17 protein-coding genes, 1 tRNA gene, 3 rRNA genes and 1 pseudogene are annotated in these 24,695 nt (G+C 54.2%); 13 read left to right on the top strand and 9 right to left on the bottom strand.

Annotation, left to right across the window (positions count from 1 at the left end):
• Positions 1-102 precede the first annotated feature (102 nt).
• The 3 genes from mnmG to asnC all read right to left on the bottom strand — a co-directional run bounded on the left by mnmG (position 103) and on the right by asnC (position 3,365).
• Positions 103-1,992, bottom strand: a complete 1,890-nt coding sequence (gene mnmG, locus G0034_RS23040) for a tRNA uridine-5-carboxymethylaminomethyl(34) synthesis enzyme MnmG (protein ID WP_179121292.1) — start codon at positions 1,990-1,992, stop codon at positions 103-105.
• A gap of 374 nt (positions 1,993-2,366) precedes the next feature.
• On the bottom strand, positions 2,367-2,816 hold the full coding sequence (mioC, locus tag G0034_RS23035; RefSeq protein WP_014881880.1) for an FMN-binding protein MioC: 450 nt from the start codon (positions 2,814-2,816) through the stop codon (positions 2,367-2,369).
• A gap of 90 nt (positions 2,817-2,906) precedes the next feature.
• Positions 2,907-3,365 (bottom strand): transcriptional regulator AsnC, encoded by a 459-nt coding sequence (gene asnC / locus G0034_RS23030; protein ID WP_023331653.1) that lies wholly within the window; start codon positions 3,363-3,365, stop codon positions 2,907-2,909.
• A 151-nt stretch (positions 3,366-3,516) separates the two neighbouring features.
• Between asnC and asnA the strand changes: the two genes are divergently transcribed.
• On the top strand, positions 3,517-4,509 hold the full coding sequence (gene asnA, locus G0034_RS23025) for an aspartate--ammonia ligase (protein ID WP_014881878.1): 993 nt from the start codon (positions 3,517-3,519) through the stop codon (positions 4,507-4,509).
• Here the strand turns inward: asnA and viaA are convergent.
• Together viaA and ravA are read right to left on the bottom strand one after the other, a co-directional pair.
• Positions 4,510-5,960, bottom strand: a pseudogene (gene viaA / locus G0034_RS23020) (ATPase RavA stimulator ViaA).
• On the bottom strand, positions 5,954-7,450 hold the full coding sequence (gene ravA / locus G0034_RS23015; RefSeq protein ID WP_023331650.1) for an ATPase RavA: 1,497 nt from the start codon (positions 7,448-7,450) through the stop codon (positions 5,954-5,956). Before ravA ends, viaA begins: the two are co-directional and overlap by 7 nt.
• Positions 7,451-7,672: 222 nt before the next feature.
• Here ravA and kup point away from each other — a divergent pair, with 222 nt between their 5' ends.
• From kup to rbsR, 7 genes are all read left to right on the top strand, one after another.
• Entirely contained in the window at positions 7,673-9,541 is a 1,869-nt protein-coding gene (gene kup / locus G0034_RS23010; RefSeq protein ID WP_014881875.1) for a low affinity potassium transporter Kup, read from the top strand.
• Between the two features lie 214 nt (positions 9,542-9,755).
• Positions 9,756-10,175, top strand: coding sequence for a D-ribose pyranase (rbsD, locus tag G0034_RS23005; protein WP_014881874.1), 420 nt, complete (start codon positions 9,756-9,758; stop codon positions 10,173-10,175).
• A gap of 7 nt (positions 10,176-10,182) precedes the next feature.
• The gene (gene rbsA / locus G0034_RS23000; protein ID WP_179121358.1) at positions 10,183-11,688 is read left to right on the top strand and encodes a ribose ABC transporter ATP-binding protein RbsA; all 1,506 of its coding nucleotides are present in this window, start codon (positions 10,183-10,185) and stop codon (positions 11,686-11,688) included.
• 4 nt (positions 11,689-11,692) lie between these two features.
• A complete protein-coding gene (gene rbsC, locus G0034_RS22995; protein WP_045269673.1) occupies positions 11,693-12,658 on the top strand; it encodes a ribose ABC transporter permease in 966 nt (321 codons plus the stop codon).
• A 27-nt stretch (positions 12,659-12,685) separates the two neighbouring features.
• The gene (gene rbsB / locus G0034_RS22990; RefSeq protein WP_014881871.1) at positions 12,686-13,576 is read left to right on the top strand and encodes a ribose ABC transporter substrate-binding protein RbsB; all 891 of its coding nucleotides are present in this window, start codon (positions 12,686-12,688) and stop codon (positions 13,574-13,576) included.
• A gap of 106 nt (positions 13,577-13,682) precedes the next feature.
• On the top strand, positions 13,683-14,612 hold the full coding sequence (gene rbsK / locus G0034_RS22985; protein ID WP_050863397.1) for a ribokinase: 930 nt from the start codon (positions 13,683-13,685) through the stop codon (positions 14,610-14,612).
• A gap of 3 nt (positions 14,613-14,615) precedes the next feature.
• Complete coding sequence (rbsR, locus tag G0034_RS22980) at positions 14,616-15,608, top strand: ribose operon transcriptional repressor RbsR (RefSeq protein WP_014881869.1); 993 nt, start codon at positions 14,616-14,618, stop codon at positions 15,606-15,608.
• Here rbsR and mdtD read toward each other — a convergent pair.
• Together mdtD and G0034_RS22970 are read right to left on the bottom strand one after the other, a co-directional pair.
• Entirely contained in the window at positions 15,574-17,007 is a 1,434-nt protein-coding gene (gene mdtD, locus G0034_RS22975; protein WP_032635208.1) for a multidrug transporter subunit MdtD, read from the bottom strand. The two genes, rbsR and mdtD, sit on opposite strands and share 35 nt — an antisense overlap.
• Positions 17,004-17,711 carry a FadR/GntR family transcriptional regulator gene (locus G0034_RS22970; protein WP_179121291.1) on the bottom strand — a complete coding sequence of 236 codons (708 nt, stop codon included), beginning with the start codon at positions 17,709-17,711 and terminating at the stop codon, positions 17,004-17,006. The genes mdtD and G0034_RS22970 overlap by 4 nt, the downstream gene beginning before the upstream one ends.
• Before the next feature lie 452 nt (positions 17,712-18,163).
• On the opposite strand from G0034_RS22970, the gene G0034_RS22965 reads away from it, so the two are divergent.
• The 4 genes from G0034_RS22965 (at position 18,164) to rrf (ending at position 23,140) form a co-directional block, all read left to right on the top strand.
• Positions 18,164-19,703, top strand: a 16S ribosomal RNA gene (locus tag G0034_RS22965).
• 85 nt (positions 19,704-19,788) lie between these two features.
• Positions 19,789-19,864, top strand: a tRNA-Glu gene (locus G0034_RS22960).
• Between the two features lie 192 nt (positions 19,865-20,056).
• Positions 20,057-22,960, top strand: a 23S ribosomal RNA gene (locus tag G0034_RS22955).
• A gap of 64 nt (positions 22,961-23,024) precedes the next feature.
• Positions 23,025-23,140 (top strand): 5S ribosomal RNA (gene rrf / locus G0034_RS22950).
• The 16S, 23S and 5S rRNA genes sit together here with 1 tRNA gene alongside, the layout of an rRNA operon.
• A gap of 77 nt (positions 23,141-23,217) precedes the next feature.
• Here rrf and mobB read toward each other — a convergent pair.
• Together mobB and mobA are read right to left on the bottom strand one after the other, a co-directional pair.
• Positions 23,218-23,721 carry a molybdopterin-guanine dinucleotide biosynthesis protein MobB gene (mobB, locus tag G0034_RS22945; RefSeq protein WP_179121290.1) on the bottom strand — a complete coding sequence of 168 codons (504 nt, stop codon included), beginning with the start codon at positions 23,719-23,721 and terminating at the stop codon, positions 23,218-23,220.
• Positions 23,718-24,302 carry a molybdenum cofactor guanylyltransferase MobA gene (gene mobA / locus G0034_RS22940; protein ID WP_014885770.1) on the bottom strand — a complete coding sequence of 195 codons (585 nt, stop codon included), beginning with the start codon at positions 24,300-24,302 and terminating at the stop codon, positions 23,718-23,720. The genes mobB and mobA overlap by 4 nt, the downstream gene beginning before the upstream one ends.
• A gap of 68 nt (positions 24,303-24,370) precedes the next feature.
• Between mobA and G0034_RS22935 the strand changes: the two genes are divergently transcribed.
• Positions 24,371-24,640, top strand: coding sequence for a YihD family protein (locus G0034_RS22935; RefSeq protein WP_003861904.1), 270 nt, complete (start codon positions 24,371-24,373; stop codon positions 24,638-24,640).
• Positions 24,641-24,695: the final 55 nt, after the last annotated feature.

Here is a 24,695-nt window from a genome sequence, read left to right as displayed (position 1 = left end):
ATACCTGTTGGAAAACTTAGGTGGCGGGTGGCGCTTCGCTTACCCGCCCTACGGGTTCAGTAGGCCCGGTAAGCGCATCGCCACCGGGCAATGTTCTGGGCATTACGCGCTGCGGCGCAGCATACCCTGTTTCTTCAACCACACCAGCAGAATCGAAATCGCGGCAGGCGTAACGCCAGAGATACGTGATGCCTGGCCGATGGATACCGGTTTATGATCGTTCAGCTTAGCGATCACTTCGTTGGAAAGCCCCGTCACCTGACGGTAGTCCAGCATTTCCGGCAGCAACGTGTTTTCGTTACGCTGCTGTTTTTCAATCTCATCCTGTTGGCGCGCGATATAGCCTTCGTACTTCACCTGAATTTCGACCTGTTCAGCGGCTTCGGCATCTTCAAGACCCGGGGCGAACGCGGTGAGTTTCACCAGATTCTCATAGGTCACTTCGGGACGACGCAGCAGATCTTCACCGCTGGCTTCACGTGAGAGCGGCGCAGTTAAGTGAGCGTTCACTTCGGCAGCGGTTTCCGCCTGTGGATTAACCCACGTGGTTTTCAGACGCTGACGTTCCTGTTCAATGCGCTCCAGCTTCTCGTTAAAGCGTGCCCAGCGTTCGTCATCGACCAGACCCAGCTCGCGGCCCATTTCAGTCAGACGCAGGTCGGCGTTATCTTCGCGCAGCATCAGGCGATATTCCGCACGAGAGGTAAACATACGGTACGGTTCTTTTGTGCCCAGGGTGCAGAGATCGTCAACCAGTACGCCCAGATAGGCCTGAGAACGCGCCGGGGCCCAGCCCTCTTTTTCGGCAGAGAAACGGGCAGCGTTCAGACCGGCCAGCAGACCCTGTGCAGCCGCTTCTTCGTAACCGGTGGTGCCGTTAATCTGGCCCGCGAAGAACAGGCCTTGGATGAATTTGCTTTCCAGGGTTGGCTTCAGGTCACGCGGGTCGAAGAAATCGTACTCAATAGCGTAGCCAGGGCGAACGATTTTCGCATTCTCCATGCCCTGCATTGAGCGAACAATCTGCATCTGCACATCGAACGGCAGGCTGGTGGAGATACCGTTCGGATAAATTTCGTTTGAGGTCAGCCCTTCCGGCTCCAGGAAGATCTGGTGCTGGTTACGATCGGCAAAGCGCATCACTTTGTCTTCGATCGACGGGCAGTAACGCGGACCGATCCCTTCGATCACACCGGCGTACATTGGGCTGCGATCGAGGTTATTGCGGATCACGTCATGGGTTTTTTCGTTGGTATGCGTGATGTAGCACGGTACCTGCTGCGGATGTTGCGCCGCATTGCCCATGAACGAGAAGACCGGCATCGGGTTATCACCGTGCTGTTGCGCAAGCACGCTGAAATCAATGGTGCGCGCATCAATACGCGGCGGTGTGCCAGTCTTCAGGCGGCTTACGCGCAGTGGCAGTTCACGCAGACGACGAGAGAGCGGAATGGATGGCGGATCGCCTGCACGGCCACCGCTGTAGTTATCCAGACCAATATGAATTTTCCCGTCCAGGAAGGTGCCGACGGTCAGTACCACCGCTTTGGCGCGGAATTTAAGGCCCATCTGGGTCACAGCACCCACGACGCGATCGTTCTCAACGATAAGATCTTCTACCGCCTGCTGGAAGATCATCAGGTTTGGCTGGTTCTCCAGCGCGGTACGTACGGCCTGACGATAAAGCACGCGGTCTGCCTGTGCACGAGTGGCACGCACTGCCGGCCCTTTACTCGCGTTTAGTATCCTAAACTGGATGCCTGCATGATCGATCGCTTTCGCCATTAGGCCGCCAAGCGCATCCACTTCTTTTACCAGGTGTCCTTTCCCAATGCCGCCAATCGCCGGATTACAGGACATTTGTCCCAGCGTGTCGATATTGTGTGTCAAAAGCAGGGTCTGTTGACCCATACGCGCTGCGGCCATTGCGGCCTCAGTGCCTGCGTGACCCCCGCCAATGATGATGACGTCAAAAGGATCCTGATAAAACATGGTGGTCTGCCTCGCGTAAAGCGGTATGAAAATGGATTGAAGCCCGGGCCGTGGATTCTACTCAACTTTAGTCTTTCGAGAAAGCATTGGGATCCTGGGCTATTAAAAAGAAGATCTTTTTATTTAGAGATCTGTTCTATTGTGATCTCTTATTAGGATCGCATACTTGTGTGGATAAGTCCGATCCGGCAAATAAGATCATGCAGTTAGGAAGGATCGTTTGCTGTGAATGATCGGTGATCCTGGACCGTATAAGCTGGGATCAGATCGCGACTTTATACACAGGCTAAAAACGATACAACAGTTGTTCTTTGGATAACTACGGGTTAATACGAGCTTTTAACCAGAGTTATCCACATCTGATCGCGCGATCTTTAATCGTTTTTGAGTAAATTTTTCCATTCACTCAACCAGATCTCGGCCGGATCCTCCGGAATATCATGATCGAGGATGTTGATCTTGAGTGTTTCACCCAGCTGTTTTGCTCCGCAAGAGGTGACAACAGCTTCGACTTTCTCTATTGCCCCGCAAAAGGTGTCATATTCACGACTGCCGATCCCCACAGCGCCAAAACGGACATTTGAGAGGTCAGGCTGCTGTTCCTGCAGTTCGTCATATAAAGGTTGCAGGTTATCCGGCAGATCGCCCGCGCCATGCGTGGAGGTGATCAGCAGCCAGACCCCGTCAGTCGGGAGATCTTCAAGCAGCGGTCCGTGCAGGGTTTGTGTTGAAAAGCCCGCATCTTCCAGCTTCTCAGCCAGGTGTTCCGCTACATATTCCGCACCACCGAGGGTGCTGCCGCTGATAAGGGTAATGTCCGCCATTGATCGCTCGCTCAGATAAAGAGGGAGATATTGTACGCTGTGAACGAGCTGGGATCTACCTGTGGAAAATGTGGGAATGAATTTGCCCGATCATGGGCGGATGGTACGCATGATCGGGTTTTGCAGGGAGATCAGTGTCTCGGTGGACTGAATTTCATCAATTGTTTGGATCTTGTTGATAAGTACCTGCTGGAGGGCATCGATGGATCGGCACATCACTTTTATAAAGATGCTGTAGTGCCCCGTGGTGTAGTACGCCTCGGTGACCTCATCCAGCGCATTGAGCCTGGCCAGGGCGGAAGGATAGTCTTTTGCGCTTTTAAGAATGATGCCGATAAAGCAGCAGACGTCGTAACCCAGCTGCTTCGGGCTGACGTCAATATGCGCGCCGGTAATGATCCCCGCCTGCTTCATTTTCTCTACGCGAACGTGAATGGTTCCCGGGCTGACGCCAAACTGTTTCGCCAGTTCGGCGTAGGCGGTACGGGCATTGGCCATTAACGCCTCGAGTATGCCGCGGTCGAGATTGTCGATCTGATAATTTTCCATAGCTTTTTCTTATGAAGATTGATGATTCTTTCTATTCTAGCGTAATATTTTATCGATTCAAAAGTGAAGTCGGCTTTTTGTTGTTGAGTTATTGAATTAAGTGCCGGTTCTGTTGCTTAATCATTACCAACAGGACGCAGGAGTATAAATAATGAAAACCGCTTACATCGCAAAACAACGCCAGATCAGTTTCGTTAAATCCCATTTTTCCCGCCAGCTGGAAGAGAAGCTTGGGCTGATTGAGGTTCAGGCACCGATTCTGAGCCGGGTGGGCGACGGGACGCAGGATAACTTGTCTGGATGCGAAAAAGCGGTACAGGTGAAAGTGAAAACACTGCCAGATGCCCAGTTCGAAGTGGTTCATTCCCTGGCGAAGTGGAAGCGTCAAACCCTGGGACAACACGACTTCAGCGCGGGCGAAGGGCTTTACACGCACATGAAAGCCCTTCGCCCCGATGAAGACCGCCTTTCACCTATTCACTCTGTTTACGTTGACCAGTGGGACTGGGAGCGCGTGATGGGTGATGGCGAGCGTCACCTTGGCACGCTGAAATCCACCGTTGAGGCGATCTACGCCGGGATCAAAGCGACTGAAGCGGCCGTGAGCAAAGAGTTTGGTCTGGCACCGTTCCTGCCGGAAACGATCCACTTTGTTCATAGCCAGGCACTGTTGAGCCGTTTCCCGGATCTTGATGCCAAAGGCCGTGAACGTGCGATCGCGAAAGAGTTGGGTGCAGTATTCCTGATCGGCATTGGCGGCAAACTCTCTGATGGCAAACGCCACGACGTCCGTGCGCCGGATTATGATGACTGGAGCACCGCGGGTGAGCACGACTATGCCGGGCTGAACGGCGATATCCTGGTCTGGAACCCGGTACTGGAAGATGCATTTGAGCTCTCCTCTATGGGGATCCGCGTGGATGCCGACGCGCTGAAACGCCAGCTGGCGGTGACCGGTGACGAAGATCGGCTCAAATTAGAGTGGCACCAGGCGTTGCTGCGCGGCGAAATGCCGCAGACCATCGGGGGAGGGATCGGCCAGTCCCGTCTGACCATGCTGCTGTTGCAACTGCCGCATATTGGTCAGGTACAGTGTGGCGTCTGGCCGCAGCAGGTGCGTGACAGCGTGGGATCTCTTCTTTAATTAACGCTGCCAGCGTCTGAGCAGGCGGCTACGCAACCCGGTATCAAAGCGCCAGATATGATCGAAGATGCGCATGATGCCGGGTTTTCCATGAGCGGACATCGCGACGGCGTGAAAACGGTGCTGATGCACCCGCTGTAACTCCTTCACTTTATTAACCACATCATCCGGCAGTCGCTGGGCGATAAAATCGGAAATGACGACCGCATCGGCGTCGTACCAGTCACCCCCTGCATCCGCTCAACGATGCTGCGAAAGCAGCTGGCCAGGTCAGTGCCCCCGCGAAAACGCTGGCTTAAAAAACGGATTGCCTGCTCTATTCCCTGCTGGTTCGTCAGCTCATAACCCACGACTTCGCTGGAGAAGAGCATGATGAAGCAGCGACGGCGGTCGGCGAGCGCCACGCGCATCAGTGCCAGGCAAAACGCTTTTGCACACTGTTCGTTAAATCCGCCCATCGAACCGGACGTATCCACACAAACAATAAACGGCCCGCGCGGCTGTTCATCAAAATCCTGATGGACGACCGGACGCTGGCTAAGTTTCTCGCGCCACGCTTCGCCGTGCAGCCGGTAGGTAAGAAGCTGTTTTTCCACCAGCCGACGGTAGAACTCATACTCCAGCTCGGTCATTCCCAGCGTGCTCAGTTCGGTGGGCAGCAGGCGCAGAATGTCATCGCTCTGCTGGAGCCCGTCGACCTGTTCTGGCACGGTTGCCGGTTCACGCACCAGGGTGCGGAAGGTTTCCATTGGGGCATCCTTCTTTGGAACTGATTTTGCCTCCCTTGAGCGCCCCAGCTGTTCAGCAAGCTTCATCAATTCCGGCTGCTGCGCCAGAAAATCGCCGTATTTGACGATCAACTGGTAATCTCCGCGTTTGAGCTGACCGGCACTCATGTCCCAGAGACGTCCTGCGGCGTTTTCATTTTCCACCAGCACCTGCTCAAGCTGACCGCTTAAGGTCATGCGTTCCTGAACTTCACTGAGCAGCTGTTCACGTTCTTCATCCAGCAACTGCTGGTTTAACGTTGTGGCCTGAACCACCAGACTGAGGCGCCAGCGTTGTAAAAAGAGAGTATGCAGTGCGGGGGTAAAGGTGGCGTTATCCGTGACCAGCGCCCGGGCCTGGCTGGCAAACGGAGAGTGGACGTTATCGAGTACTGCCAGGGTTTGTGGGAGCTGGACGATAAACTGCGTCGTGGAGAGCCGTTGACACTGTTGATAGGCCGCGACTTCCTCCGTCAGTTCCGGCGGAACTTCAGTCTCTTTGAATCGCTGTCGCAGATTATCTCGCCAGCGCGGAAGATCGTCGGTCATCGCCTTTTTGAGCTTCGGGAATTTTTCAAAAAACGCCGCCAGCTGTGGCGACGCCAGAAGGGTAATCACCACCTCCTCGATCAACCCTTCCTCGCTGACCGCCAGCATCACGTTGAGCGTGTCCAGCGTTAGCATTGACGCGCCTGTTTGATCTGCGCGCTGACATCCTGCAGGCTGGCTTCGATGCGACCTAACCAGTCGCTATGAATAAAGAGGCATTTTTGCTGCTCGCTAAAGCGAGTGTGCTGCTGGTGCCATTCGGTATCCAGGGCGTCCAGCTGCTGTTTGATCTCTTCCGGCACGCTGTCAGAAGCGGTGCCAGGAAGCGCAAGACGCGAGCCCTGCAGGCTGACGTCGCGGATCACCAGGTGCTGGCTGCTGTCCACTTCCATCGTGAGCGGCTGCGCGAAACCGATGCCGTTGAGTTTTCCGCGGATCTCACCGCCTTTGTCGAGCCACTGAGATAGCGCCTCGCGCTCAACCGTAATGTGTACCACCTGCATATCATGCAGTTTGAGCGGCTGCTGGAGCAGCAGCGTTAGCGTCGTACCGGTCAGATCGGCGGGGAGTTCGTAATGCGGTTTGCGGGCGAACATACCGCCCAGACGATTGACTTTCAGCGCCGTTTTATCACTTTGCTGCTGTTGGAGCTGGATGCGGCGTTGAGTAATCGCCCCCAGCTGGTTGAGCATCGCCTGCTGCCCCCATGCGTGTCCGGTCATCAATACGTCCAGCTGCTGCTGCATCAGGTTCATGCCTTCTGCGTCGTGCCAGAGGCAGTCTTTCAGCAGGATCAGATCGATGGGCGCGACGGCATCACGACCGCTGAACAGGGCGCTTGCCTGGAGCAGACGAATCGCCTTTTTCCAGCGACGGTCCGAGACATACGGTGCGGAAGGAAGTAAATCAAGCTGCTGGCGCAGCATGAAGATCAGTTCAAAAACGGCATCGGGCAGTTTGATTTTGCCGATCTCTTCCTGCCACTGGTAATACTCCTCGTCCGTCACCTGCAAAGAAGCCGCCACCGGGTTTTCGTTCTCATCCTGCTGGCTGACCAGCATAGAGCGGAAGTTTGACTTGTCCTGGACTTTATCGAGCCACAGGCGGATCAGCATACGGTCATACAGCGCTTCCAGGCTGCTGTCGGCTTCGGGCAGTTCGTTTGACGCGGCCACCAGCAGACGCATGGGGATTTTCTCTTCGCTGGCCCCGTTGCGAAACCGGCGTTCGTTAATCGCCGTGAGCAGGGTGTTCAGGATTGCCGGGCCGGCTTTCCAGATCTCATCGAGAAAGACAATTTCTGCTTCCGGAAGATAACCCGCTGTCAGACGCTCATAACGCCCCTCGTCTTTGAGGGCCTGAATAGAGAGCGGACCGAAAACCTCTTCGGGGGTGGAGAAGCGCGTCATGAGATATTCAAAGGCGCGAGCATTCTGAAAAGCGAACTTCAGGCGGCGTGCGATCAGGCTTTTGGCAATGCCCGGCGGACCCAGCAGAAACACGCTTTCACCGCTCAACGCTGCCAGTAAGCAAAGGCGAATGGCGTGGCTACGCTCGAAAAGGCCTTTCTCTAGCGCACTACTGAGGCGGGAAATTCTTTCTGCTAATAAATGTGAGTGAGCCATAATAGTTTTGCATCCTTTCGCCGTCGTGGCGGCCAATTGAAGCGAGTATAGACGTTTCAGTCAGAGCTGGTAATAGGCTGAAGTGCGGCGCAATTTTCTTTGCGCTACATTAATGCGGTTGCATTTAGGGGTTCGATTTTGCAACGAATCGTGCATACTGTGCGCTTTTTGTGGGCCAAGGGACCGGGAACACATTTGTTATTTAAACGAAAAGACTAGTCTATGAGCACTGATAATAAGCAATCATTACCCGCAATAACGCTTGCTGCGATCGGGGTTGTCTACGGTGATATCGGTACCAGCCCGCTTTATACGCTTCGTGAATGTCTGTCCGGCCAGTTTGGTTTTGGTGTTGAGCGTGATGCCGTGTTTGGCTTCTTGTCACTCATCTTCTGGCTGCTGATCCTGGTTGTTTCTGTTAAATATCTCTCCTTCGTTATGCGTGCAGATAACGCGGGCGAAGGCGGGATCCTGACCCTGATGTCCCTTGCCGGGCGCAACACCTCCGCCAGAATGACGTCCGTGCTGGTGATTATCGGCCTGATCGGCGGCAGTTTCTTCTACGGAGAGGTGGTTATCACACCCGCCATTTCGGTCCTCTCGGCGATAGAGGGCCTGGAGATTATTGCGCCACAGCTCGATACGTGGGTGGTTCCGCTGGCGATAATCGTATTAACGCTGCTGTTTGCGATCCAGAAGCACGGTACCGGGCTGGTGGGTAAACTGTTTGCGCCGATTATGCTGGCCTGGTTCCTGATCCTCGCGGCCCTCGGTTTGCGCAGCATTATTGCTAACCCTGAAGTGCTGCATGCCCTGAATCCTTACTGGGCCGTGCATTTCTTCCTCGAATATAAAGTTGTTTCCTTCGTGGCGCTTGGCGCGGTCGTGCTCTCCATCACTGGCGTTGAGGCGTTGTATGCCGATATGGGGCACTTCGGGAAACTGCCTATCCGCGTGGCATGGTTTATTGTGGTGCTGCCGTCGCTGGTGCTGAACTACTTCGGTCAGGGCGCGCTGCTGCTCAAGAACCCGGAAGCGATTAAGAACCCGTTCTTCCTGCTGGCGCCTGACTGGGCGCTGGTACCGATGCTGATTCTGGCGACGCTGGCGACCGTCATTGCTTCTCAGGCGGTGATTTCGGGGGTGTTCTCTCTGACGCGCCAGGCCGTGCGTCTGGGGTATCTCTCGCCAATGCGCATCATCCATACTTCTGAGATGGAGTCGGGTCAGATTTACATTCCGTTCGTTAACTGGCTGCTCTATTTCGCGGTTGTGATTGTTATCGTGAGCTTTGAGCACTCCAGTAACCTGGCGGCGGCGTACGGTATTGCGGTAACCGGTACGATGGTGCTGACATCGCTTCTTTCCACCACCGTGGCGTACCGAAACTGGCACTGGAATAAATTCCTTGTGGCAATGATTCTGGTGGGCTTCCTGTGCATCGACGTGCCGTTGTTCTCTGCGAACCTCGACAAGATTGTCTCCGGCGGCTGGCTGCCGCTGACGCTGGGTCTGGTGATGTTCATCGTGATGACCACGTGGAAGAGCGAGCGCTTCCGTCTGCTGCGTCGTATGCATGAGCACGGTAACTCTCTGGAAGCGATGATCGCTTCCCTGGAGAAATCCCCGCCGGTGCGCGTGCCGGGAACGGCGGTGTATATGTCTCGTGCCCTGAACGTCATCCCGTTCGCGCTGATGCATAACCTCAAGCACAACAAGGTTCTGCACGAGCGCGTGATCCTGCTGACGTTGCGTACCGAAGATGCGCCGTACGTTCACAACGTGCGTCGCGTGCAAATCGAGCAGCTGTCCCCGACATTCTGGCGCGTGGTGGCGAGTTACGGCTGGCGCGAAACGCCAAATGTGGAAGAGGTGTTCCACCGCTGCGGTCTTGAAGGGTTAAGCTGCCGGATGATGGAGACGTCGTTCTTTATGTCGCACGAGTCGCTGATTATCGGCAAGCGTCCCTGGTATCTGCGCCTGCGCGGTAAGCTTTATCTTATCCTGCAGCGTAACGCCCTGCGTGCGCCTGACCAGTTTGAGATCCCGCCTAACCGCGTGATTGAGCTGGGAACGCAGGTCGAGATTTAAGTCCTTCTGAAAATGCCGGGTGACGCTGCGCTTACCCGGCCTACCCAACCCGTAGGCCCGTGCAAGCGAAGCGCCGCCGGGCAATTTCCCCCCTCATGTTTCACTTAGCGAAACGTTTCGACGTTGATCACAAATCTGTTACGCCATGATGGTTTTCTGAACACTCTTGCGGCTACACTCTTTTTAGCGAAACGTTTCGCTAGTGGAGCAGAAAATGAAGAAAGGCACAGTTCTCAACTCAGAAATCTCATCGGTCATTTCCCGTCTTGGGCATACCGATACGCTGGTGGTTTGCGATGCAGGCTTACCGGTTCCGCGCAGCACAACCCGTATTGATATGGCGTTAACGCAGGGAGTTCCTTCGTTTATGCAGGTACTGGATGTGGTGACGTCGGAGATGCAGGTTGAGGCGGCCATTCTCGCGGCGGAAATCAAACAACATAATCCGCAACTCCACGAAACGTTGCTTAAGTTTATTGAGCAACTGCAGCAACACCAGGGAAACACCATAGAAATTCGTTACACAACGCACGAGCAGTTCAAACAACAAACCGCAGACAGTCAGGCGGTGATTCGCAGCGGGGAGTGTTCCCCGTATGCGAATATCATTCTCTGTGCTGGCGTCACCTTCTGAGGCCATCATGGACGCATTACTGCAACTCAAGGGGATCGATAAATCGTTCCCGGGCGTAAAAGCCCTCTCCGGTGCGGCGCTGAATGTCTACTCCGGTCGCGTGATGGCGCTGGTGGGCGAAAACGGTGCGGGCAAATCCACCATGATGAAAGTGCTGACCGGGATCTACCAGCGTGATGCCGGTTCGCTGCTCTGGCTGGGTAAAGAGACCACCTTTAACAGCCCGAAATCTTCTCAGGAAGCGGGTATCGGTATCATCCACCAGGAGCTAAACCTGATCCCGCAGCTCACCATTGCGGAGAACATCTTCCTCGGCCGTGAGTTTGTGAACCGGTTTGGCAAAATCGACTGGAAAACCATGTACGCCGAAGCGGACAAGCTGCTCGCGAAGCTGAACCTGCGCTTTAAGAGCGACCGTCTGGTAGGCGAGCTCTCCATCGGCGATCAGCAGATGGTGGAAATCGCGAAGGTGCTGAGCTTTGAATCCAAAGTCATCATCATGGATGAGCCGACCGACGCTCTGACTGATACCGAAACCGAATCCCTGTTCCGCGTGATCCGCGAGCTGAAATCGCAGGGTCGTGGGATTGTCTATATTTCTCACCGCATGAAAGAGATCTTCGAGATTTGCGATGACGTCACCGTCTTCCGCGACGGGCAGTTTATTGCCGAGCGCGAAGTGGCGACGCTGACCGAAGATACGCTCATCGAAATGATGGTGGGACGTAAGCTGGAAGATCAGTATCCGCGTCTGGATAAAGCGCCGGGTGAGATCCGTCTGAAGGTGGATAACCTCTGCGGTCCGGGCGTTCACGATGTGACCTTTACCCTGCGCCAGGGTGAGATCCTCGGTGTCGCGGGTCTGATGGGCGCGGGACGTACCGAACTGATGAAAGTGCTCTACGGCGCACTGCCGCGCACCAGCGGTTATGTCACCCTCGACGGTCATGAAGTGGTGACGCGCTCTCCGCAGGATGGCCTGGCGAACGGTATCGTCTATATCTCTGAAGACCGCAAGCGCGACGGTTTAGTGCTGGGCATGTCGGTAAAAGAGAACATGTCGCTTACCGCGCTGCGCTATTTCAGCCGCAGCGGCGGAAGCCTTAAGCATAAAGACGAGCAGCAGGCAGTCAGTGATTTTATCCGTCTCTTTAACGTCAAAACGCCGTCAATGGAGCAGGCGATTGGCCTGTTGTCCGGTGGTAATCAGCAGAAAGTGGCGATTGCCCGCGGGCTGATGACGCGCCCGAAAGTCTTGATCCTCGACGAGCCAACCCGCGGCGTAGACGTGGGCGCAAAGAAAGAGATCTATCAGCTGATTAACCAGTTCAAGGCCGACGGGCTGAGCATCATTCTGGTCTCTTCCGAGATGCCAGAAGTATTAGGCATGAGCGATCGCATTATCGTCATGCATGAAGGGCATCTCGGCGGTGAATTCACTCGCGAGCAGGCCACCCAGGAAGTTCTGATGGCTGCCGCTGTGGGCAAGCTTAATCGCGTGAATCAGGAGTAAGAAGATGACTACCCAGGCTGTTTCTGGTCGCCGCTATTTCACAAAGGCATGGCTGATGGAACAAAAATCGCTGATTGCCCTGCTGGTGCTGATCGCGATTGTGTCGACCATGAGTCCGAATTTCTTCACCGTTAATAACCTCTTCAACATTCTGCAGCAGACGTCTGTGAACGCCATTATGGCGGTCGGGATGACGCTGGTGATTTTGACCTCGGGTATCGATCTGTCCGTCGGTTCCCTGCTGGCGCTCACCGGTGCGATCGCCGCTTCGCTTGTCGGGATTGAAGTCAACGCGCTGGTGGCGGTTGCCGCTGCACTGGCAGCAGGCGCGGCGATTGGCGCTGTAACCGGCGTAATCGTGGCAAAAGGGCGTGTTCAGGCGTTTATCGCCACGCTGGTCATGATGCTGCTGCTGCGTGGTGTGACCATGGTCTACACCAACGGTAGCCCGGTCAATACCGGGTTTGCGGATAATGCCGATCTGTTTGGCTGGTTCGGTATTGGCCGTCCGCTGGGCGTCCCGACGCCGGTCTGGATCATGGCTATCGTCTTCCTGGCGGCGTGGTACATGCTGCATCACACTCGTCTGGGTCGTTACATTTATGCGCTGGGCGGTAACGAAGCGGCAACGCGTCTGTCCGGTATTAGCGTCAATAAAGTCAAAATTATCGTTTACTCCCTGTGCGGCCTGCTGGCCTCTCTGGCGGGCATCATCGAAGTGGCGCGTCTTTCTTCTGCGCAGCCAACGGCGGGTACGGGCTATGAACTGGATGCCATCGCGGCGGTGGTTCTGGGCGGTACGAGTCTGGCGGGCGGTAAAGGTCGCATTGTTGGGACATTGATCGGCGCACTGATCCTCGGTTTCCTGAATAATGGTTTGAATTTGTTAGGTGTTTCCTCCTATTACCAGATGATCGTTAAGGCAGTGGTGATTTTGCTGGCGGTACTGGTAGACAACAAAAAACAGTAACTGACGACACTACAGGACATCTTAGATATGAACATGAAAAAACTGGCTACCCTGGTTTCTGCTGTCGCGCTGAGCGCAACCGTAAGTGCTAACGCCATGGCGAAAGACACCATCGCGCTGGTTGTCTCTACCCTGAACAACCCGTTCTTCGTCTCCCTGAAGGATGGTGCGCAGAAAGAAGCTGACAAGCTGGGTTACAACCTGGTCGTGCTGGATTCTCAGAACAACCCGGCGAAAGAGCTGGCGAACGTTCAGGACTTAACCGTTCGTGGCACCAAAATCCTGCTGATCAACCCAACCGATTCTGACGCCGTAGGTAACGCCGTTAAAATGGCAAACCAGGCGAAAATTCCGGTGATCACGCTGGACCGTCAGGCGAACAAAGGCGATGTAGTCAGCCACATCGCGTCTGATAACGTGCTGGGCGGTAAAATCGCCGGTGATTACATTGCGAAGAAAGCCGGTGAAGGCGCCAAAGTCATCGAACTGCAGGGGATTGCCGGGACGTCCGCAGCGCGTGAGCGTGGCGAAGGCTTCCAGCAGGCTGTTGCTGCACACAAATTCAATGTCCTGGCGAGCCAGCCAGCAGACTTCGACCGTACTAAAGGTCTGAACGTTATGCAGAACCTGCTGACCGCACATCCTGACGTGCAGGCTGTGTTTGCACAGAACGATGAGATGGCGCTGGGTGCGCTGCGAGCCCTGCAGACTGCAGGTAAATCTGATGTGATGGTTGTCGGATTTGACGGTACGCCGGATGGTGAAAAAGCGGTAAATGATGGCAAACTGGCTGCGACCATCGCTCAGCTGCCTGAGCAGATTGGCGCGACTGGCGTACAAACTGCCGACAAAGTGCTGAAGGGCGAAAAAGTTCAGGCCAAATACCCTGTTGACCTGAAGCTGGTCATCAAGCAGTAAAAGGCGAATCAGGCAGTCGCTGGCTGCCTGAGGGACACCAATAAAGAAAAGTGTGGCATACGCCACCGGGTAACACCGGTGGCGCTCTCAGATGGACAATCCAACCATGAAAACCGCAGGTAACCTCGTCGTCCTTGGCAGTATCAATGCCGATCACATTCTTAACCTTGAATCATTCCCTGCACCGGGCGAAACCGTCACGGGTAATCAGTACCAGGTAGCATTTGGCGGTAAGGGCGCAAACCAGGCCGTCGCCGCCGGACGCAGTGGGGCGAATATTGCCTTTATCGCCTGCACGGGTGATGACGATACCGGTGAGCGCGTACGTAAACAGCTGGCCAGCGATAATATTGATATCGCGCCGCTCAGCGTTGTTACGGGGGAGTCTACCGGCGTGGCGCTGATTTTCGTCAACGCTGAAGGTGAGAATGTCATCGGTATTCATGCGGGTGCTAACGCTGCGCTGACGACGGCGCGCGTAGAAGCGCAACGAGCACTCATCGGTGGAGCCGAAGCCCTGCTGATGCAGCTGGAGTCACCGGTTGAAAGCGTGCTGGCCGCCGCCAAAATTGCGCATGAAAATCATACCACTGTCGTACTTAACCCTGCTCCAGCCCGTGTATTATCAGACGAGTTGTTGGCGCTGGTGGACATCATTACGCCAAACGAAACCGAAGCGGAAAAGCTGACGGGCATTCGTGTTGAAAATGATGATGATGCCGCGCGTGCGGCGAAAGTGTTGCATGAAAAGGGCATCGGGACCGTTATCATTACTCTTGGTAGCCGTGGGGTGTGGGCAAGCGTAAACGGCGAAGGGCGTCGCGTGCCGGGCTTCAGGGTTAAAGCCATTGATACGATTGCCGCAGGCGATACCTTTAACGGTGCGCTGGTGACGGCGCTGCTGGAAGGCAAAGTGATGGATGATGCGATCCGCTTTGCGCATGCTGCCGCCGCAATTGCGGTGACGCGTAAAGGGGCACAGCCTTCCGTACCGTGGCGCAAAGAGATCGATGAATTCTTAAGTCAGCAGGGGTAACGCTTGGCTACGATGAAAGATGTCGCCCGCATGGCGGGCGTTTCTACTTCGACTGTCTCTCACGTTATTAATAACGATCGTTTCGTTAGCGAGGCGATTCGGGAGAAAGTCGAAGCCGCAGTAAAAGATCTCAACTATGCGCCGTCGGCGCTGGCGCGCAGCCTTAAGCTTAACCAGACGCGCACCATCGGTATGCTGATCACCGCCAGTACCAACCCTTTTTATTCTGAACTTGTTCGCGGCGTAGAGCGCAGCTGCTTCGAGCGTGGCTACAGTCTGGTGCTGTGCAATACCGAGGGTGACGAACAGCGCATGAACCGTAACCTGGAAACGCTGATGCAAAAACGCGTCGACGGGTTATTGCTGCTCTGTACCGAAACCCATCAACCGTCGAAAGAGATTATCCAGCGCTACCCTTCAATTCCTACGGTGATGATGGACTGGGCGCCGTTCGATGGGACCAGCGATCTGATTCAGGATAATTCCCTGCTGGGCGGCGACATGGCAACTCAGCATCTGATCGATAAAGGTCATACCCGCATCGCCTGCATTACCGGCCCGCTGGATAAAACCCCGGCGCGCTTGCGTCTGGAAGGTTATCTCTCGGCGATGGAACGCGCGGGTCTTGCCATCCCTGACGGCTACCGGATCACCGGTGATTTCGAATTTAACGGCGGCTTTGAGGCGATGCAGACATTGCTGATGCAAGAGCCGCGTCCGCAGGCGGTATTTATCGGTAACGATGCGATGGCATTTGGTGCTTATCAGGCGTTGTATCAGGCGGGGTTACGCGTTCCGGACGATATGGCGATCATTGGCTACGATGATATCGAACTGGCGCGCTACATGACGCCGCCGCTGACCACCATTCATCAGCCGAAAGATGAACTGGGTGAGCTGGCCATTGATGTGTTGATCCACCGAATGGCGCAGCCCACGCTGCAACAGCAACGTCTGCAGCTTACTCCTGTTCTGATGGAACGGGGTTCGGTTTAGCCTTTGCTTTGTGGCGCTCTTTGATCAGGTTTCGGCCGTCTTTCGGTTTTAACAGCATAAAGACCAGCGCCGATACCACCGTGAGTGCGCCCATCGTAATAAAGGTATAGTGGAACTGCTCAACGGTATTTGCGCTTTCAAAACCCTCATAAAAGCGCAGCACTGCTGCACTTACCGCCACCCCTAAACTGATCGACAGCTGCTGCGTTACCGCCAGCACGCTGTTGCCGCTACTGGCATTCTCGTCAGTCAGATCGGCAAGGGTAATGGTGTTCATCGACGTAAATTGCGTCGACATTGCCATGCCCAACACAAACAACGGCAGGATCAGCATCCAGACGGGAAGAGAGGCGGATTGCAGAGAGAATTGCGCAATCATCAGGCCGATAAAGATCGTCACGCCAACCAGCGTCTTACGATAGCCAAACCAGCGCAGTACCTGCGTAACGGTTGATTTTGCCAGAATTGAACCCATTGCCGTGGGCGCCATCATGCAGCCAGCAATCAGGGCCGGATAGCCAAAACCTACCTGCAACATCAATGGCATCAGGAACGGTACGCATCCTGTCCCCAGGCGTGAAGCTATGTTTCCTGCAATCCCGACGGAGAAGGTCCGGGTGTTAAACAGCGATAAAGAGATAAGCGGTGTCGGGTGGCGACGCGCATGACGTATATAAAGAAGGAAAAGCAGAATACCGCTGAGGATGACGGCCAGTGCCAGCCACGTTTCAACGATTTTCTCACCAAACAGCTCCATCCCGCTGGAGAACAGCACCAGGCTCAGACCAAACAGGAAAAATCCGCCCATATCGAAGCTGCGTCTTGGCGTGGTGAAGTTGGGCATATATTTGCGAGCGTAGAACAGCCCTGCCACACCAATCGGGATATTAATCAGGAAGATCCAGTGCCAGCTTGCCCAGGTCACAAACACGCCGCCGAGTACCGGGCCCAGTATCGGGCCGACGAGGCCCGGCATGGTGACGAAGTTGAGCACGGGAAGCAGCTCGCTGCGTGGGTAGGCACGCAGCAATGCCAGGCGCGCCACGGGCATCATCATCGCGCCGCCAATGCCCTGTAACACGCGGAAGATAACCAGCTCTGTTAAGGAAGTGGAGAGCGCGCAGGCCAGCGAACCCAGGGTAAAGAGCGTTACGGCCAGCATGAAAACTCTGCGGGTACCGAAGCGGTCAGCCAGCCAGCCGCTTACCGGGATCAGCATCGCCACCGTCAGGGTATAGCTGATGATGGCGGACTGCATTGCCAGCGGGGAGCGGTTGAGGCTTTGTGCAATAGCGGGAAGCGCTGTGTTGAGGATGGTGGCATCCAGTGCCTGCATAAAGAACGCCATGGCTGCAATCCACGGCAATCCGGCCATGCTGCGCGCTTTTTTCTTTGTCATTTATCTACCTGCTGGTGGGTTGGCGCGGCCAGCAATGCCTGGCACGCACTCAGGGCTCGCTGCCCGTCGCTCTCCTGAATGGCATCCACTATCGCCTGATGCAAATCCAGCTTTACCACTTCGTCTTGTGTAATAGAGGAAAAGTAGGTGTGGTACACCGAATGGAATAACGAGGCAAAGGAGGTCAGGAAGGGATTGGCGCTCATCATATAGATATGTTCATGCCAGGCCATATCGACCTCAACCCAGCGTTCCCGGTTGAAGTGTTTTTTCAGGTATACCATTTCTTCCATCAACGCGTTAAGTTGCGCTTTCTGCTCTGCTGTTCCGAGCGTGGCGGCAAGCAGGCAGGCCTGGGGTTCAAGGCTGCTACGCATCACGAGGAAGTGATCGACCACCTGATGAAAGTTATCTTCTGTCATCCACCAGGAGAGCAGCTCCTGATCGAGAAAATTCCAGTTACTCTGCGGCATCACGCGCGTACCAATGCGCGGGCGCGGGAGAACCATCCCTTTTGCCGTCAGGGTTTTCACCGCTTCACGAACGGCGGTACGGCTCACCCCAAACTGCTCGCCCAACTCCATTTCACCCGGCAGGATGCTGCCCGGGGCATATTTTCCCGCTAAAATCCGTTGCGCCAGCTTTTCTGCCAGCACATAGGAGAGGTTTTTTTGGGCGGCCAGCTGTTGTGCGCTTAATGGCATCGCGTTTATTCCTTAATGTTTCATGCTGATAATTATGCCACCTCGAATGTGATTGTGGTTGTAGATACATCAAATAGAACAATTTGTAGCTTGATTTCACCGCTATTGGTGAAAAAAAACACGGACGGAAACTTTTTTTAAATTTCCTCTTGTCACTGTGAAATAACTCCCTATAATGCGCCTCCACTGACACGGAACAACGGCACACACGCCGCCGGGTCAGCAGAGAAAAGCAAAATAAACGCTTGACTCTGAAGCGGGAAAGCGTAATATGCACACCCCGCGCCGCAGCGAAAACGAAGCGGCACTGCTCTTTAACAATTTATCAGACAATCTGTGTGGGCACTCAAAGTGACATGGATTCTTAACGTCCTCGGACGAAAAATGAATACCAAGTCTCTGAGTGAACATACGTAATTCATTACGAAGTTTAATTCACGAGCATCAAACTTAAATTGAAGAGTTTGATCATGGCTCAGATTGAACGCTGGCGGCAGGCCTAACACATGCAAGTCGAACGGTAGCACAGAGAGCTTGCTCTCGGGTGACGAGTGGCGGACGGGTGAGTAATGTCTGGGAAACTGCCTGATGGAGGGGGATAACTACTGGAAACGGTAGCTAATACCGCATAACGTCGCAAGACCAAAGAGGGGGACCTTCGGGCCTCTTGCCATCAGATGTGCCCAGATGGGATTAGCTAGTAGGTGGGGTAACGGCTCACCTAGGCGACGATCCCTAGCTGGTCTGAGAGGATGACCAGCCACACTGGAACTGAGACACGGTCCAGACTCCTACGGGAGGCAGCAGTGGGGAATATTGCACAATGGGCGCAAGCCTGATGCAGCCATGCCGCGTGTATGAAGAAGGCCTTCGGGTTGTAAAGTACTTTCAGCGGGGAGGAAGGTGTTGTGGTTAATAACCACAGCAATTGACGTTACCCGCAGAAGAAGCACCGGCTAACTCCGTGCCAGCAGCCGCGGTAATACGGAGGGTGCAAGCGTTAATCGGAATTACTGGGCGTAAAGCGCACGCAGGCGGTCTGTCAAGTCGGATGTGAAATCCCCGGGCTCAACCTGGGAACTGCATTCGAAACTGGCAGGCTAGAGTCTTGTAGAGGGGGGTAGAATTCCAGGTGTAGCGGTGAAATGCGTAGAGATCTGGAGGAATACCGGTGGCGAAGGCGGCCCCCTGGACAAAGACTGACGCTCAGGTGCGAAAGCGTGGGGAGCAAACAGGATTAGATACCCTGGTAGTCCACGCCGTAAACGATGTCGACTTGGAGGTTGTGCCCTTGAGGCGTGGCTTCCGGAGCTAACGCGTTAAGTCGACCGCCTGGGGAGTACGGCCGCAAGGTTAAAACTCAAATGAATTGACGGGGGCCCGCACAAGCGGTGGAGCATGTGGTTTAATTCGATGCAACGCGAAGAACCTTACCTACTCTTGACATCCAGAGAACTTTCCAGAGATGGATTGGTGCCTTCGGGAACTCTGAGACAGGTGCTGCATGGCTGTCGTCAGCTCGTGTTGTGAAATGTTGGGTTAAGTCCCGCAACGAGCGCAACCCTTATCCTTTGTTGCCAGCGGTTAGGCCGGGAACTCAAAGGAGACTGCCAGTGATAAACTGGAGGAAGGTGGGGATGACGTCAAGTCATCATGGCCCTTACGAGTAGGGCTACACACGTGCTACAATGGCGCATACAAAGAGAAGCGACCTCGCGAGAGCAAGCGGACCTCATAAAGTGCGTCGTAGTCCGGATTGGAGTCTGCAACTCGACTCCATGAAGTCGGAATCGCTAGTAATCGTAGATCAGAATGCTACGGTGAATACGTTCCCGGGCCTTGTACACACCGCCCGTCACACCATGGGAGTGGGTTGCAAAAGAAGTAGGTAGCTTAACCTTCGGGAGGGCGCTTACCACTTTGTGATTCATGACTGGGGTGAAGTCGTAACAAGGTAACCGTAGGGGAACCTGCGGTTGGATCACCTCCTTACCTTAAAGAACCTGCCTTTGTAGTGCTCACACAGATTGTCTGATGAAAAGTAAATAGCAAGGCGTCTTGCGATTGAGACTTCAGTGTCCCCTTCGTCTAGAGGCCCAGGACACCGCCCTTTCACGGCGGTAACAGGGGTTCGAATCCCCTAGGGGACGCCACTTGCTGGTTCGTGAGTGAAAGTCACCTGCCGTCATATCTCAAAACTGACTTGCGAGTCATGTTTGAGATATTTGCTCTTTAAAAATCTGGATCAAGCTGAAAATTGAAACGACACACATGTTATGTGTGTTCGAGTCTCTCAAATTTTCGCAAGCCGATGATGAATCGAAAGAAACATCTTCGGGTTGTGAGGTTAAGCGACTAAGCGTACACGGTGGATGCCCTGGCAGTCAGAGGCGATGAAGGACGTGCTAATCTGCGAAAAGCGCCGGCGAGGTGATATGAACCTTTGACCCGGCGATGTCCGAATGGGGAAACCCAGTGTGTTTCGACACACTATCGTTAACTGAATACATAGGTTAACGAGGCGAACCGGGGGAACTGAAACATCTAAGTACCCCGAGGAAAAGAAATCAACCGAGATTCCCCCAGTAGCGGCGAGCGAACGGGGAGCAGCCCGGAGTCTGAATCAGCTTGTGTGTTAGTGGAACGGTCTGGAAAGTCCGACGGTACAGGGTGATAGTCCCGTACACGAAAATGCACAGGCTGTGAACTCGAAGAGTAGGGCGGGACACGTGGTATCCTGTCTGAATATGGGGGGACCATCCTCCAAGGCTAAATACTCCTGACTGACCGATAGTGAACCAGTACCGTGAGGGAAAGGCGAAAAGAACCCCGGCGAGGGGAGTGAAAAAGAACCTGAAACCGTGTACGTACAAGCAGTGGGAGCCTCTTTATGGGGTGACTGCGTACCTTTTGTATAATGGGTCAGCGACTTATATTCTGTAGCAAGGTTAACCGAATAGGGGAGCCGAAGGGAAACCGAGTCTTAACTGGGCGTTAAGTTGCAGGGTATAGACCCGAAACCCGGTGATCTAGCCATGGGCAGGTTGAAGGTTGGGTAACACTAACTGGAGGACCGAACCGACTAATGTTGAAAAATTAGCGGATGACCTGTGGCTGGGGGTGAAAGGCCAATCAAACCGGGAGATAGCTGGTTCTCCCCGAAAGCTATTTAGGTAGCGCCTCGTGAACTCATCTTCGGGGGTAGAGCACTGTTTCGGCTAGGGGGCCATCCCGGCTTACCAACCCGATGCAAACTACGAATACCGAAGAATGTTATCACGGGAGACACACGGCGGGTGCTAACGTCCGTCGTGAAGAGGGAAACAACCCAGACCGCCAGCTAAGGTCCCAAAGTCATGGTTAAGTGGGAAACGATGTGGGAAGGCACAGACAGCCAGGATGTTGGCTTAGAAGCAGCCATCATTTAAAGAAAGCGTAATAGCTCACTGGTCGAGTCGGCCTGCGCGGAAGATGTAACGGGGCTAAACCATGCACCGAAGCTGCGGCAGCGACACTATGTGTTGTTGGGTAGGGGAGCGTTCTGTAAGCCGTTGAAGGTGGCCTGTGAGGGTTGCTGGAGGTATCAGAAGTGCGAATGCTGACATAAGTAACGATAAAGCGGGTGAAAAGCCCGCTCGCCGGAAGACCAAGGGTTCCTGTCCAACGTTAATCGGGGCAGGGTGAGTCGACCCCTAAGGCGAGGCCGAAAGGCGTAGTCGATGGGAAACAGGTTAATATTCCTGTACTTGGTGTTACTGCGAAGGGGGGACGGAGAAGGCTATGTTAGCCGGGCGACGGTTGTCCCGGTTTAAGCATGTAGGCGGAGGTTCCAGGTAAATCCGGTACCTTTTAACGCTGAGGTGTGATGACGAGGCACTACGGTGCTGAAGTAACAAATGCCCTGCTTCCAGGAAAAGCCTCTAAGCATCAGGTAACACGAAATCGTACCCCAAACCGACACAGGTGGTCAGGTAGAGAATACCAAGGCGCTTGAGAGAACTCGGGTGAAGGAACTAGGCAAAATGGTGCCGTAACTTCGGGAGAAGGCACGCTGATATGTAGGTGAAGCCCCTGCGGGTGGAGCTGAAATCAGTCGAAGATACCAGCTGGCTGCAACTGTTTATTAAAAACACAGCACTGTGCAAACACGAAAGTGGACGTATACGGTGTGACGCCTGCCCGGTGCCGGAAGGTTAATTGATGGGGTTAGCGGTAACGCGAAGCTCTTGATCGAAGCCCCGGTAAACGGCGGCCGTAACTATAACGGTCCTAAGGTAGCGAAATTCCTTGTCGGGTAAGTTCCGACCTGCACGAATGGCGTAATGATGGCCAGGCTGTCTCCACCCGAGACTCAGTGAAATTGAACTCGCTGTGAAGATGCAGTGTACCCGCGGCAAGACGGAAAGACCCCGTGAACCTTTACTATAGCTTGACACTGAACACTGGTCCTTGATGTGTAGGATAGGTGGGAGGCTTTGAAGCGTGGACGCCAGTCTGCGTGGAGCCGACCTTGAAATACCACCCTTTAATGGCTGGTGTTCTAACGTAGACCCGTAATCCGGGTTGCGGACAGTGTCTGGTGGGTAGTTTGACTGGGGCGGTCTCCTCCCAAAGAGTAACGGAGGAGCACGAAGGTTAGCTAATCCTGGTCGGACATCAGGAGGTTAGTGCAATGGCATAAGCTAGCTTGACTGCGAGAGTGACGGCTCGAGCAGGTGCGAAAGCAGGTCATAGTGATCCGGTGGTTCTGAATGGAAGGGCCATCGCTCAACGGATAAAAGGTACTCCGGGGATAACAGGCTGATACCGCCCAAGAGTTCATATCGACGGCGGTGTTTGGCACCTCGATGTCGGCTCATCACATCCTGGGGCTGAAGTAGGTCCCAAGGGTATGGCTGTTCGCCATTTAAAGTGGTACGCGAGCTGGGTTTAGAACGTCGTGAGACAGTTCGGTCCCTATCTGCCGTGGGCGCTGGAGAATTGAGGGGGGCTGCTCCTAGTACGAGAGGACCGGAGTGGACGCATCACTGGTGTTCGGGTTGTCATGCCAATGGCACTGCCCGGTAGCTAAATGCGGAAGAGATAAGTGCTGAAAGCATCTAAGCACGAAACTTGCCCCGAGATGAGTTCTCCCTGAGACTTTAAGTCTCCTGAAGGAACGTTAAAGACTATGACGTTGATAGGTCGGGTGTGTAAGCGCAGCGATGCGTTGAGCTAACCGATACTAATGAACCGTGAGGCTTAACCTTACAACGCCGAAGCTGTTTTGGCGGTGAGAGACGATTTTCAGCCTGATACAGATAACAGAATTTGCCTGGCGGCTTTAGCGCGGTGGTCCCACCTGACCCCATGCCGAACTCAGAAGTGAAACGCCGTAGCGCCGATGGTAGTGTGGGGTCTCCCCATGTGAGAGTAGGGAACTGCCAGGCATCAATCAAGAAGAACCCCGTACCGTAAGGTGCGGGGTTTTTTGCTTTGGGTTTTCCTCTCCCGCAGGAAGAGGGCATCAAACCGCACTCCACGTCACAATAAACTCCGCTATCCCATCCACATCATTTAAATCCAACAGCGAAACCTCAAGCGGCAATACAACATCACCGGCCACCGCAATCACATGCTCATCAAGCGTTAACTCGCTAACATCGTGCCCGGCATCGCTTCGGAACAGCAGGATCTTAGGTACAGCCTCATGCTTAAACCCCTCGACCAGCACCAGATCCAGGCTGGAATGATCCATCCGGCTGACCAGATAAGCCAAATCCAGCGGTGCCTCATCTGGCGTTTCTGTCATTAATGCCCAGCGCTGATTGCTTGCCACGATTGTCTGCGCGGCACCCGCTTTACGCAGCTCATAGCTGTCTTTTCCCGGTTTATCGACATCCATGTTATGGTGCGTATGCTTAATCAATCCGGGGCGAATACCTTTCGCACACAGTGCGGGTATCAGTTTCTTCAGCAGCGTGGTTTTCCCTGTGCCGCTCCATGCGGAAATAGCTAAAACGGGGATCATCTCTTCTCCTGCATCCTCTGCAAATCTTCACTCGTATTCACGTTCACAAAAGCCGATTTGAAATCGCTAAAATCAACAGGATGGCCGCCAGACTGTCGCATAAACACCATCACTCTGCGTTCTCCCGCCGCCAGATACGCCTCCAGAGAAGACACTAGCGAGCGGTGCATTAAGGCAATAGCAGGATGGTCGCGCTCGCCGTCATGTACCCAAACCACGGATGCTGTGCCACGAAGCTGAACCAGACGCTCAACGAGACAGGATGGAATAAACGGGGTATCGCAGGGACAGAACAGAAACCACTCACCGTTCGACTGCTGCATCACTGAGAGCATACCGGCCAGCGGCCCCGGGTAATCCTCAATATTATCCTGATACACGGCATACCCGCTGTGCTGATACGTGTCGATATGCCTGTTAGCACTGATGGCCAGGGTTGTCACCTGGCCGGCGAGCGTATCAGCGACACATTGCCATAAGGGTTTGCCATTCAGGAGCTGGAGCCCCTTATCTTTTCCTCCCATCCGCGTTGCTCTGCCACCTGCCAGAACGACCCCAATGATTTCCTGGCTAAGATTCACGAATATCGCCTCTTTTATTGTGGGATTGACCCTGCTAACGTGTCACTCTAAATGAAAGGAGCACCACCATGAAATGTAAACGTCTGAATGAAGTTATTGAACTCCTCCAGCCAGCCTGGCAAAAAGAGCCAGAGCTTAATCTGATGCAATTCTTGCAGAAACTGGCAAAAGAGTCAGGTTTTGACGGCGAACTGGCAGACCTTTCTGACGACATCCTGATCTACCACCTCAAAATGCGCGATTCTGCCAAAGATGCTGTTATTCCTGGTATTCAGAAGGATTATGAGGAAGATTTTAAAACGGCGCTGCTGCGCGCCCGTGGCGTAATTAAAGAGTAAAAGCTTGTAAGCGGAGCCACCGAAATCGCCACAAGATGATATCCTGAATCATTCG

Source organism: Enterobacter sp. T2, from assembly GCF_010692925.1.
Taxonomy (GTDB): Bacteria; Pseudomonadota; Gammaproteobacteria; order Enterobacterales; family Enterobacteriaceae; genus Enterobacter; species Enterobacter kobei.
Note: the sequence above shows the minus strand (reverse complement) of the source record. Positions and strands in the feature narration are given on the sequence as shown.

What these genes read in the sequence shown, in the direction of transcription:
- G0034_RS22970 (WP_179121291.1), bottom strand. Translation starts at nt 17,711, where the DNA reads ATGCCATTAAGCGCACAACAGCTGGCCGCCCAAAAAAACCTCTCCTAT.
- rbsA (WP_179121358.1), top strand. Translation starts at nt 10,183, where the DNA reads ATGGACGCATTACTGCAACTCAAGGGGATCGATAAATCGTTCCCGGGC.
- mnmG (WP_179121292.1), bottom strand. Translation starts at nt 1,992, where the DNA reads ATGTTTTATCAGGATCCTTTTGACGTCATCATCATTGGCGGGGGTCAC.
- asnC (WP_023331653.1), bottom strand. Translation starts at nt 3,365, where the DNA reads ATGGAAAATTATCAGATCGACAATCTCGACCGCGGCATACTCGAGGCG.
- mobB (WP_179121290.1), bottom strand. Translation starts at nt 23,721, where the DNA reads ATGATCCCCGTTTTAGCTATTTCCGCATGGAGCGGCACAGGGAAAACC.
- G0034_RS22935 (WP_003861904.1), top strand. Translation starts at nt 24,371, where the DNA reads ATGAAATGTAAACGTCTGAATGAAGTTATTGAACTCCTCCAGCCAGCC.
- rbsC (WP_045269673.1), top strand. Translation starts at nt 11,693, where the DNA reads ATGACTACCCAGGCTGTTTCTGGTCGCCGCTATTTCACAAAGGCATGG.
- mioC (WP_014881880.1), bottom strand. Translation starts at nt 2,816, where the DNA reads ATGGCGGACATTACCCTTATCAGCGGCAGCACCCTCGGTGGTGCGGAA.
- mdtD (WP_032635208.1), bottom strand. Translation starts at nt 17,007, where the DNA reads ATGACAAAGAAAAAAGCGCGCAGCATGGCCGGATTGCCGTGGATTGCA.
- rbsD (WP_014881874.1), top strand. Translation starts at nt 9,756, where the DNA reads ATGAAGAAAGGCACAGTTCTCAACTCAGAAATCTCATCGGTCATTTCC.
- ravA (WP_023331650.1), bottom strand. Translation starts at nt 7,450, where the DNA reads ATGGCTCACTCACATTTATTAGCAGAAAGAATTTCCCGCCTCAGTAGT.
- rbsB (WP_014881871.1), top strand. Translation starts at nt 12,686, where the DNA reads ATGAACATGAAAAAACTGGCTACCCTGGTTTCTGCTGTCGCGCTGAGC.
- asnA (WP_014881878.1), top strand. Translation starts at nt 3,517, where the DNA reads ATGAAAACCGCTTACATCGCAAAACAACGCCAGATCAGTTTCGTTAAA.
- kup (WP_014881875.1), top strand. Translation starts at nt 7,673, where the DNA reads ATGAGCACTGATAATAAGCAATCATTACCCGCAATAACGCTTGCTGCG.
- rbsK (WP_050863397.1), top strand. Translation starts at nt 13,683, where the DNA reads ATGAAAACCGCAGGTAACCTCGTCGTCCTTGGCAGTATCAATGCCGAT.